Genomic DNA, 11229 nt, shown 5'->3' with positions numbered 1-11229 from the left:
ATATGACATTCATTGCAGAGCTGCTGATCGCCGTTTTCCTTATAATCTCGGGTGTTTTCGGGTTTGTCGGGTCCTTCGGCATGATCAAGCTGAATGACCCTATGTCCCGCCTTCACGCACCGACCAAGGCGACAACTTTAGGCGTGGGTGGGGTGTTGCTGGCTTCGATCACCCATTCCGTTCTGCTGGAAGGCAAACTGTCGCTGCACGAGCTTCTGATCACGCTGTTTTTATTCCTGACGGCTCCGATCACGGCCCTGTTCATTGCAAAATGGCATATTCACCGTCATGAACTGCCCAGCGACCTGCCCGATGCTGGCGAGGATGAGCTTTGGGCCACCCACGCTGTCGAGCAGGTCGAGGATGTTCCGGACCACAGCGCGAATTAACACAAATGCACACATCTCCGCTGCCCCTGACCCGTGATCTGGTTTTAATTGGCGGCGGCCACACCCATGCTCTGCTGCTGCGCAAATGGGGAATGAGCCCTTTGCCCGGCGCGCGGGTAACCGTGATCAACCCCGGCCCCACCGCTCCCTATTCCGGGATGTTGCCCGGATATGTCGCCGGACATTACGACCGGTGGGAGCTGGATATCGATCTTGTCAGACTGGCCCGTTTCGCAGGTGCGCGGGTGATCTTGGGCACGGTCAATGGCATCGATACCGAAACACACGAAGTGCATGTCCTCGGGCATCCTCCGGTAGGCTTCGACGTGGCTTCGGTCAATGTAGGGATCACGTCGGACATGCCCGCCTTGCCAGGCTTTGCGGAACATGCAGTGCCAGCCAAGCCGCTGGGACCTTTTGCTGCGAAATGGGCCGAGTATCTAAAGGGTCAAGGCCCGGCCTCGGTCGCTGTGATCGGTGGCGGCGTCGCGGGCGTCGAACTGGTCATGGCGATGGCACATGCGTTGAAGGCCAGGGGGCGGGCGGCACAGATTACCCTGATCGATAGGGCCTCGGCCCTGACTGCAACCAAACCCAAGGCGGCGGCAACAATCCGGATTGCAATGCATGACCTTGGTGTGGAGGTGATTGAAAACGCGGTGATCACCCGGATCGGGCAGGATCACGTGGAACTACAGGACGGGCGCACAATTCCGGCTGGTTTCGTGACCGGTGCCGCCGGAGCCCGCGCCTATGACTGGATCGCAAACACAGGGCTTGACCTTCAGGACGGACACATCCGAGTGAACGGCTACCTGCAATCCAGTGATCCGGCTGTGTTTGCCGCCGGGGATTGCGCCCATCTTACGGACAACCCCAGACCGAAGGCTGGTGTCTATGCGGTGCGCGAAGCGCCGGTTTTGTACGATAATCTTCGCGCAGCGCTCGGCGCGGGACAGATGCGAAAATACACACCGCAAAAAGATTATCTCAAACTGATCTCACTGGGTGGCAAGTCAGCACTGGCCGAGCGTTTGGGAACATCGTTCAGCGGCCCGTTGATGTGGACATGGAAGAACCATATCGACCAGACCTTTATGAACAAGTTTCGCGACCTGCCGCAAATGACACCGCCCGCCCTGCCACGCGACCGGGCAACCGGGCTTGATGAGGTTTTGGGTGAAAAGCCCATGTGCGGCGGATGTGGAGCAAAGGTCGGGCGCGACGCATTGCAACTCGCCCTGAAATCCCTCCCCGCCCCTGCTCGTACCGACATCACCGCCCTACCCGGCGACGATGCCGCGCTTTTGCAAACAGGCGGGGCGCAGCAAGTCATGACGTCCGACCACCTGCGGGCTTTCACCAACGATCCCGCCCTTATGACGCGGATCGCTGCCGTTCACGCCCTGGGGGATATCTGGGCCATGGGGGCCGCACCTCAGGCGGCCACGGCAACAATCATCCTGCCGCGCATGTCTGCCGCCCTGCAAAGCCGCACAATGTCCGAAATCATGTCAGTCGCGAGTGACGTCATGCGGGCTGCGGGCGCGGAAATCGTGGGCGGGCACAGCTCAATGGGCGATGAGATGACTGTCGGTTTCACGCTGACTGGCCTGTGCAAGGCTACTCCGATTACATTGGCGGGTGGTCAGCCGGGGGATCGCCTGATCCTGACAAAACCCTTGGGAAGCGGTGTTCTGATGGCGGCGGAAATGGCTGGTCTTGCCGAAGGGGCCTGGGTCGCGGCAGCCTACAAACATATGACACAGCCCCAGGGCGATGCAGCCCGCATTTTGGCCAACGCCCATGCGATGACCGACGTGACCGGGTTTGGTCTGGCCGGGCATCTGCAAGGCATCTGCGACGCATCGCATTGCGGCGCTACGCTTGAACTGGACGCGGTAAAGGTGATGGACGGCGCGCTTGCGCTGACGGATCAGGGGGTCCGGTCAACGATTTTTGCCGACAACAACGCGATTGCGCCCGATCTTCCGTCCGGGGGCAAGGCGGCGCTGCTTTTTGACCCGCAAACAGCCGGGGGTTTGCTGGCCGCCGTGAATGCGAGGGACGCCGAAACCCTTTTGCAAGATCTTCTGGACGCGGGATATACGGCAATGATCATTGGCCAGCTGACCGACACACCGGGTTTGCGCCTTCAAAGCTGATCCAGAAGGCTTTCAATTTGCGCGGCCGCGTTGCTCAGCCCCGTGTTGTCCAAAGTTTCCACATCAAAACTGGCCAATACCTGCACCGGGCGGGATTGCCGGGATTTGGCGTATGCGGGATCATAATGCTGTTCCATCAAGGCCCGTGTCAGCGCCTGTTTTTGACCCGCATCAATCAATCGCAGCCATCCGTCAACGACCTCATGCCCGCGATGGAACCGCAGCGGTGACAACCGGTCCCGCAATCGGTCACTGTCAGACAGAATGTCGTCATAAGCCCGAACCAGATAGGCAGAACGGGCTTCAATTGAAGCCGTAATGTTCACACGCGGAGCCTTGCACAACGCGTTCCAAAGGCTGGGCGGCAGGATCAAGCTGCCAATTTTGGATGATTCCGCTTCGACCACGACTGGACGCGCCGGATCCATTGAACACAGCGCAGCAGACAGGGCAGATTCAAACCCCTTCTGACTTGGCTGCCCCCCCAGCCTTTCGCCCAGCAAGGACCCGCGATGGTTGGCCAGCGCTTCAAGGTCCAGAACCTGTACGCCTCGTGCGTGCAACAGAGCCAAAAGATCGGTCTTTGCGGTGCCCGTGTAGCCATCCAGCGCGATCAGTCGATGTGGCAAAGGATCATCGTACAAATAAGCGTTCACCAATCGACGGTAGGTACGATAGCCACCGTCAACCACTTCGGCGCGCCAGCCAATTTGCTGCAACATCCATGTGAATGATCCGGAACGCTGTCCACCGCGCCAGCAATAGACCAAGGGGCGCCACGCTCCGTCATGATGGCTGAGGTGGTGTTCGATGTGATTGGCTGCATTGCGGAACACCAAAGCAGCGCCCAGCTTGCGCGCCAGAAAGGGGCTGTCCTGTACATAAATGGTTCCGACCCGGGCGCGTTCCTCGTTGTTCAGCACAGGCAGGTTTATTGCACCCGGCAGATGATCTTCGGCAAACTCGGCAGGGCTGCGAACGTCGATCACGGTATCATACCTGTGCGCGTAAAGTTGGGTCAGGTCAGGAAATTTCAGAGCCATGCCGAAGGTCTAGCTTGCCGCGTTTCCAAAGAAAAGGTCACGCGTCACAAGGTTCGACCAGCTCTGGCCCGCTGGCCCGGTTCGAGTTCACCGCAGGCCCGACCCGGTGGAAGGTCAACACATCCTCGTTCCCCGGCTGCATCAGCCGTGCGGCCCCTTTTCCGGCTTCACCCAACCACAATGGCCAGTCATTGGGTTCTACGATCAAGGGCATTCGCTGATGAATGACCTCAAGCCTTTTGCTGGCAGCCGTCGTCACGATAGCACAGGTGCCCTGCCGTTCGCTTTCAGGGCCCCAGTCCTGCCAGACCCCGGCAAAGGCAATGGGAGCTTTGTCCTGACGGTGGATATACCAAGGCAGGCGCGTTCCCTGTTCCGTTTTTGTCCATTCATAGAACCCAGTCGCTATGATCAGGCAGCGGCGCGTCCGGCAGGCATCGCGAAAGGCGGGCTTGTCCGCCAGGGTCTCGGCCCGGGCGTTGATCAGTAACGGCCCCGCCGTTTCGGTCTTGTACCAATGTGGCAGAAATCCCCAGCGCAGCGCATCCAGATGGCGGCCTGTTTCGCCGCTACGCACGACATGTACCTGATTTGTCGGACAAACATTGAAATTCGGCACCACAGGTAGCGCATTTGCCGGGCGCGCCGAAAACAGCTGCGCCATTGCGTCGTTGGGAAGAGTTATTGCAAACCGTCCGCACATGGGTAATGAACCACCGATACATTCTTGATACAGGCACAGGATCTCACGGGGTCACATGGAATACCAGACAACGCAATCCCTCAAGAGCAAAGCACTGGCGCTTCTGGAAGCAGGCAAGCTGCCGCAAGCTTTGAAAAAGGCCCAGCTGGGTGTCAAGAAATTCCCAAAAGACTCGGATTATCATGCCATCGCCGGCTTTGTTTTGACCGAGATGAAGCAATACAAGAAATCAATTCCGCATTTTGTTGAAGCCTCGCGGATGAAACCGGACGACCTGCAGTTTGTCGAAAACCTGGCGAATGCATTGATGCAGACCGGGCAAATTCCCAAAGCCCTGGACTATACCGAACAAAAGCTGGAGCAATTCCCCAACAACCAGGAATTGAACCGCGTGTTGGATGAAATTCACCTCAAAGGCACCAACTGGCGCATGATGATCGAACATGCGAGCAAGAAGCTGGAGAGCGATCCAGACAATGTGGACCTTCTTGCAAAACGTGCCAGAGCTTACGCCAATATCGGCTTTGACGATGAAAACTCGCGGGATGTCGCCCGCGCCTACGAGTTGGACCCCGAGAACACAAAGATTGCCCTTATTAAATCTGTAAACCTTCACCAAACGGGTGAAAAGAACGAGTCCAAGGCAATACTGAGGCGCGTTCTTCAAAACGAACCCGAGCATATGTCGGCTTTGCTGCAATTATCGGCAATTGCAACCACAGAAGAAGCTCCGGAACTGCTGGAAGCCGTAAATAAAGCCATCTCCGAAAAGGGAGGTGATAAGCTGGAGCTCCAGTTCGCCAAGGCGCATTTGATTTCAAAGTTAGACGGGTTGAATGCCGCCATGCCGCATTATGCGCGGGCCAATGAAATTCAGCACCAAGGCAACCCCTATGTCCCGGCGGATGAAGAGGAAAAACTGTTCCGGATCACCAGCTTGTTCCCTGTCGATTCCGATGCACCAGAGTCCGGCTTTGCCGAGGGGCCAGCACCGATCTTTGTACTGGGTCAACCCCGCTCGGGCACGACATTGATGGAAATGATGCTGAGTTCAGCCCCCGGAATTTCCGGTTGCGGCGAACTGACTTTGGGGGCCGATCTGTCGCGTGAGTATGAGAAAAAAGGCCAGAAGTATGACGCTGCCAAAGCGTCCGAGCTTGCGCGGGAATTCCTCGAATTGATGCCGCCCATTCCGGGCGACTCTGTCGCCTTTGTCGACAAGATGCCGCACAATTATCAACGTATTGGATTCCTGCTGTCTGCCTTCCCAAAGGCAAAGATTATCAACATGCTGCGCGATCCGCGTGATGTTGGATTGTCCAAATGGATCAGATGTTTTCCTGCGGGCGGAATGCGCTATGCCTCGAATATGCAAGCCATCGCCCATTCGGCAAATATGTATCGTCGTTATATGGCGCATTGGGATACCGTGTTCGGAAATCGTATTCTGACGGTACCTTACGAAGAACTGGTGGCCGACCCGAAAACCTACAGCCAGCAGGTCGCTGCGTTCTGCGATTTGGAGTGGACCGAAACGATGATGCACCCCGAGAAAAACACCAAACAGGTACGTACGGCAAGCATCGATCAGGTGCGCAACAAGATCTCGACCAAGTCTATCGGCGGCTGGCGCGGGGTTGCTGAGCACATCAAACCGATGCTGGACGGGTTCGATCCGAAACTCTGGCCGGAATATGATTTCAGCTGATCCGTTCCCAAACAAAAAAGCCGCATCACAGGGATGCGGCTTTTGTCTTTGTCGTAAACCAAGTTACTTCTGTTTGATACGCCCGTCTACATAGGGCTGATAGGGCGCATTTTCCGCCAGGTATTCCGCGGTGACATCCGCAAGGTCCGGGCCGAAGTCATAGGCGTTCTTGTCATCGCCTTCGAACATCTTGTACCCGTCACCACCGTTGCGGACGTAGTTGTTGGTGACGACCAGGTAGGTCTTGTTCGGGTCGATCGGAATAAAACCGTCACCCTCGGCAATCATCACCTCGCTGACGCGCCCCTCGTTCGGTGCCACGCTTGGGTCCCAGGTAAAGCTAAGACCGGCGACCTGCGGGAATCGGCCTTTCACTTCTTCCACCTGACTTACGCCATTTTCGAGTGCGTCAATGACACCCTGTCCGCTGATTTCAAAGGTCGACAGTGTATTCTGGAAAGGCAACACCGTCAGAACCTCGCCCATGGTAACATCACCGGGATCGATAGAAGCCCGCAACCCACCCGAGTTAGCAATGGCAATCTGAACGCCCTGATCCGCCACACGCGCCAGCATCGCATCCGCAACCAGGTTACCCATCTGGCATTCCTGCACGCGGCAAATTGAACGATCCCCTTCAATGGCTTCTGCAGCGCTTGCAACAACCTTGTTGCGGATTTCATCCAAAGGCACCGCCAGTTCCGCGATCCTGTCCAGCGCGGCCTGATCTTCGGTCACTGCGTTGTCCATGATCAAAGGCTCGCCAGCTGCCTCGATCACTTTGCCATCGTCATCGAAAGTGACGTTCAATTCGCCCAGAAACTTGCCATAAGCATAGGCCTGAACGATCTGTACGCCGTTTACCACTGTTGGGTACGGACCTGCCGCCTTATCCGACACATTCGAAAGATACGTGTTCGAATGCCCGCCGACGATCACGTCAACACCAGTCGTCTCTTGTGCGACACGCTGATCGACGCCATAGCCGGAATGGCTGAGAACGATGATCTTGTTGACACCCTCACCTGTCAGTTTATCGACTTCGGCCTGCACAGCTGGCACCGGGTCCGAAAACGTGACATTGGGGCCGGGCGAGGCAAGCTCATCCGTGTCGATTGGGGTCAGGCCGATCAAGCCGATCTTCTCGCCGCCTACTTCGATAACGGTCGATTTCTTGATCCTGTCTGTCAAAAGCTCTTCGTCGTGAATATCGGCGTTGGACATCAGGACCGGGAAGTCGACCGAGTCGATGAACCCCCGCAACACTTCGGGGCCGTCATCAAACTCGTGGTTGCCGACGGTCATGGCATTATAGCCCAGCTTGTTCATGAACTCGGCTGCGACCTTGCCCTTGTAATAGGTATAGAAAAGGGACCCCTGGAACTGGTCACCTCCATCCACCAGAATCGAATTTTCTGCCCGTGCGCGCGCGTCGGCAACTGCCGTTACTAGGCGCGCCGATCCGCCAAAGCACTTGCCTTCTGCATTGTCTTCCTCACCGCAACCGCTGTCGTATTTGTTGATCGGCTCAAAGCGCGAATGGAAATCGTTGGTGTGCAGAATTGTCAGCTTGTAATCGGCTGCTGCGGCACCCGCCGTCAGGCCCACCACCGCGACCGAAGTTAAAAATCGGGTCAACATCTTGGAACTCCCTGTTATTATTGCCGGGGATCGTGCGCTTATGTCGACCGAGAGTCAAAGGAGAAATCCAGCTTGATTCCAAGCGCTGTGCGGGGCATCAGGTCATCATGCTGATCTACAAGATTTTCCGAGCCGTCGAATGGGCTGAACTGCAAAGTCTGGGCGCCACAGACGGAGCACCCATTGACGTGTCAGACGGGTTTGTTCACTTTTCTACCGCTGAACAAGCTGCTGAAACCGCTGCCAAGCATTTTGCGGGCGTTGAAGGGCTTACGCTGTTGGCCTGTGATGCCGATGCCATGGGCGATGACCTGAAATGGGAAGTGTCGCGAGGAGACGCCCTGTTTCCACATCTGTATCGTCAGATCAGGTTAAGCGACGTTGTCTGGGCGCGACCCCTGCCTTTTGTCGGCACGGCACATCAGTTTCCCGAGGACATGGCATGATATCTTATGTCGATCCGGATCGCGGCCAGTTCGAGGCGTTCAAGGCCCTGGACCGCGACCAGCCGATCGAAATGCTCAATCTGGTGAAGTTCCGCGCCGAGGCGCAGTATCCCAAATCACATGAATTGGCGGGCGCAGGGTTGACCGGGGCGCAGGCCTATCAGAAATACGGGACTGAAACCGCCCCAATCATTGGCCGTATCGGGGCAAGCATCCTATGGCGGGGTGTCTTTGAAACGACACTGATCGGACCGGCTGATGAGGTATGGGATGCCGTCTTTATCGCACGCTATCCGACTGCATATGCGTTTCTTGAAATGGTGACCGATCCGGCCTACCGGGCGGCGGTGGTCCATCGGCAGGCTGCGGTAGAGACCTCGCGCCTGATCCGGTGCGGATCAAGCGAAAGCAGGAAAGCGTTCGGATGAAACTGACCGAGAAATTCGGGCTTGCAGCCCTGCACTGCATGGACCCCGAAACCGCCCACGGGATGTCGATCAGGGCTTTGAAGGCGGGGCTTGCGCCTGCGCCGGGGCCGGTGACAACGCCGCGCCTGAAAACAAGCCTTGCCGGGTTGGACCTGCCTAACCCGGTAGGATTGGCCGCGGGCTTCGACAAAAACGGTGAAGTTCTGACGCCGCTGTCGCGCGCAGGGTTCGGTTTCATCGAAGTCGGGGCCGTCACACCGCGCCCGCAACCGGGAAACCCCAAACCACGCCTGTTTCGCCTGACCGAGGACAAAGCGGCGATCAACCGTTTTGGCTTCAACAACGAAGGCATGGAGGTGATGGAAAAACGGCTTGCTGATCGCCCCCAAAATGCGGTGATCGGCCTGAATCTGGGCGCCAACAAGGACAGCGAGGATCGCGCGTGTGATTTCGTAAAGGTGCTGGCGCATTGTGCCGCGCATCTGGATTTTGCCACGGTCAACGTGTCATCCCCGAATACGGAAAAGCTGCGGGATTTGCAGGGCAAGGCGGCGCTAAGCGCGCTTTTGAACGGTGTGATTGAAACCCGTGATGCGCTGCCTCGCCCACTGCCCATCTTCCTGAAAATCGCGCCGGACCTGACCGATGCCGAGTTGCAGGACATTGCCGATGTTGCGCGCGAGACCCGTGTGGATGCCGTGATCGCCACCAACACCACCCTGTCGCGTGACGGGTTGCGCAGTTCGCACAAAGGTGAAACCGGCGGATTGTCCGGCGCACCGCTGTTCGAGAAATCAACACGTGTTCTGGCACGGCTCAGCCAGTTGACCGGAGGTGACATTCCCCTGATCGGCGTGGGTGGCATCAGCAATGCGGAACAGGCCTATGCCAAGATTTGCGCCGGGGCATCTGCTGTGCAGTTCTATACGGCGATGGTGTATGGCGGCATTTCTCTGGCGGCTGACATTGCGAACGGGCTGGATGAACTGCTGGCCCGCGACGGCTTTGAGAATGTAGCCCAAGCCGTCGGCAGCAAACGAGAGGACTGGCTATGATCGAATATTGGCACAACCCGCGCTGTTCAAAGTCCCGCGCCGGTCTTGCGTTGCTGGAAGAGAATGGCGCACGGGTCACGGTGCGCAAATATCTTGAGGATGCACCATCAATCGATGAGCTGCGAGCGGCACAATCCGCATTGGGGCTTTCGCCCGTTGAGATGATGCGTACCGGAGAATCCCGGTTCAAGGAACTGGGGCTGACAAAGGCTTCGCCAGACGACGCCCTGATCCGGGCCATGGCCGAAAACCCGATCCTGATTGAGCGTCCGCTTGCCATTGCGGGGGATAAAGCCGCCATCGGGCGTCCACCGGAAAACCTTCTTACGCTGCTCTAGGCCACCTGCGCCTCGAGCTTGGGATAGCGCCATCCTAAAGTCACGCCGCGCGCGATATTAAGCACCATCAACGCGGCCCACAGGCCGTGATTTCCGAAGCTTGGCACCAGAATAAACAGCGCAACCAGATAGAACACAACCGATTGGAACATCGCGCTGCGCATTGCCCGGGTCCAGGTAGCGCCTATGTAGATTCCGTCAAACATCCAGCTTGCCACGCCAATAACGGGTGCCAACGCGGCCCATACGAGAAACTCACGCCCCGCCTCACGCACCTGCGGTGAGGTCGACATGACGTCGATCAACGCCGGTCCGGCGACGAAGAAAACCGCACCCAGTAACAGGGCACCCCCAACACCCCATTGCGAGGTCATGACAGACGCACGGCGCACCTGATACCTGTCTCTGGCACCCACCGCGCTTCCGACCAAAGCCTCGGCGGAAAAGGCGAACCCGTCCAGCGCGAAAGCTGTGACTTCTAGAAACTGAAGCAAGACCTGATTGGCCGCCAGATTGACATCACCGAGATCCGAACCGACGAAAAGAAAAGTCGTGAAGGATCCGGTCAGCAAAACCGACCGGATCATGATATCGCCGTTGACCTGCAACATCCGTTGCAGCCGAGCGGCATCAAATATGCGGGCCCAGTCGCGCCAGATTCCGTCTTCGAACCCATCCCGACACAGCCAAAGGCCCAGCGCCAGACCTGTCCATTCCGCAATCAAAGTGGCAATGGCAACCCCTTCGACACCCCAGCCAAGACCAAGCACAAACCACAGGTCCAGAACGATGTTCAATCCGTTCATCCAGACCTGAAGAACAAAAACCCCACGCGTGCGTTCAACCGCAATCAACCATCCGGTAACCGCATAAAGCGCGATAGTTGCTGGCGCCCCCCAAATTCGAATCTCAAGATAGGCGCGGGCGAGCGTTTCGACCTCGGGACTTGCCGGGGAAAGGGCGAATGCACCGGCGAACACAGCCACTTGCGTGAGGAAAAAGAACAGCCCGGCCGCGCCGCCAAGCATCAGGCCGCGCATCAGCAATGCCCGGGTTTCAACAGCGTCGCCTGCCCCGCGTGCCTGCGCCGCCATCCCGGTGGTTCCCATCCGCAAGAAACCGAAGATCCAGTAGATCGTTGACAGGATCACTGCACCGATCCCGACCGCACCAATAGGCGCAGCCTGCCCCAACTGGCCGACAACGCCGGTATCAACTGCCCCCAGAATCGGAACGGTGGCGTTCGACAGGACAATCGGCACAGCGATCTTCAGTACCCGTCGATGCGTGATGGGCGCCGAGGCGTCCTGCAT

Annotated in this window: 11 protein-coding genes; 7 read left to right on the top strand and 4 right to left on the bottom strand. The window is 57.6% G+C overall.

The window, feature by feature from the left end; all coding sequences use genetic code 11:
• Window positions 1-2 precede the first annotated feature (2 nt).
• Window positions 3-389, top strand: a complete 387-nt coding sequence (locus tag ACR0EK_RS16965; RefSeq protein ID WP_209597047.1) for a Na+/H+ antiporter subunit G — start codon at window positions 3-5, stop codon at window positions 387-389.
• A 5-nt stretch (window positions 390-394) separates the two neighbouring features.
• Window positions 395-2554, top strand: coding sequence for a selenide, water dikinase SelD (gene selD / locus ACR0EK_RS16960; RefSeq protein WP_480967965.1), 2160 nt, complete (start codon window positions 395-397; stop codon window positions 2552-2554).
• On the opposite strand, the gene mnmH is transcribed toward selD, so the two are convergent.
• Window positions 2545-3597 (bottom strand): tRNA 2-selenouridine(34) synthase MnmH, encoded by a 1053-nt coding sequence (gene mnmH, locus ACR0EK_RS16955; protein WP_480967964.1) that lies wholly within the window; start codon window positions 3595-3597, stop codon window positions 2545-2547. The two genes, selD and mnmH, sit on opposite strands and share 10 nt — an antisense overlap.
• Before the next feature lie 37 nt (window positions 3598-3634).
• Entirely contained in the window at window positions 3635-4300 is a 666-nt protein-coding gene (locus tag ACR0EK_RS16950; protein WP_480558296.1) for an SOS response-associated peptidase, read from the bottom strand.
• A 55-nt stretch (window positions 4301-4355) separates the two neighbouring features.
• Here ACR0EK_RS16950 and ACR0EK_RS16945 point away from each other — a divergent pair, with 55 nt between their 5' ends.
• Window positions 4356-6008, top strand: a complete 1653-nt coding sequence (locus ACR0EK_RS16945; RefSeq protein WP_480967963.1) for a tetratricopeptide repeat-containing sulfotransferase family protein — start codon at window positions 4356-4358, stop codon at window positions 6006-6008.
• Between the two features lie 63 nt (window positions 6009-6071).
• On the opposite strand, the gene ACR0EK_RS16940 is transcribed toward ACR0EK_RS16945, so the two are convergent.
• Window positions 6072-7649 (bottom strand): bifunctional metallophosphatase/5'-nucleotidase, encoded by a 1578-nt coding sequence (locus ACR0EK_RS16940; protein WP_480484248.1) that lies wholly within the window; start codon window positions 7647-7649, stop codon window positions 6072-6074.
• A gap of 107 nt (window positions 7650-7756) precedes the next feature.
• On the opposite strand from ACR0EK_RS16940, the gene ACR0EK_RS16935 reads away from it, so the two are divergent.
• Genes ACR0EK_RS16935 through arsC form a run of 4 tightly spaced genes read left to right on the top strand, consistent with a single transcriptional unit; the run spans window position 7757 to window position 9916 of the window.
• Window positions 7757-8095, top strand: a complete 339-nt coding sequence (locus ACR0EK_RS16935; protein WP_209503272.1) for a DUF952 domain-containing protein — start codon at window positions 7757-7759, stop codon at window positions 8093-8095.
• A complete protein-coding gene (locus ACR0EK_RS16930) occupies window positions 8092-8523 on the top strand; it encodes a DUF1330 domain-containing protein (RefSeq protein ID WP_480538200.1) in 432 nt (143 codons plus the stop codon). Before ACR0EK_RS16935 ends, ACR0EK_RS16930 begins: the two co-directional genes overlap by 4 nt.
• Window positions 8520-9578, top strand: a complete 1059-nt coding sequence (locus tag ACR0EK_RS16925; protein ID WP_480898043.1) for a quinone-dependent dihydroorotate dehydrogenase — start codon at window positions 8520-8522, stop codon at window positions 9576-9578. Before ACR0EK_RS16930 ends, ACR0EK_RS16925 begins: the two co-directional genes overlap by 4 nt.
• Complete coding sequence (gene arsC / locus ACR0EK_RS16920; RefSeq protein WP_480869641.1) at window positions 9575-9916, top strand: arsenate reductase (glutaredoxin); 342 nt, start codon at window positions 9575-9577, stop codon at window positions 9914-9916. Before ACR0EK_RS16925 ends, arsC begins: the two co-directional genes overlap by 4 nt.
• Here arsC and ACR0EK_RS16915 read toward each other — a convergent pair.
• On the bottom strand, window positions 9913-11229 hold the full coding sequence (locus tag ACR0EK_RS16915) for an MATE family efflux transporter (protein ID WP_480898040.1): 1317 nt from the start codon (window positions 11227-11229) through the stop codon (window positions 9913-9915). The genes arsC and ACR0EK_RS16915 overlap by 4 nt on opposite strands.

It is taken from the genome of Ruegeria sp. AE4 (genome assembly GCF_056542185.1).
The sequence above is the reverse complement of the archived record's forward strand: the minus strand, read 5'-3'. Positions and strand labels throughout refer to the sequence as shown.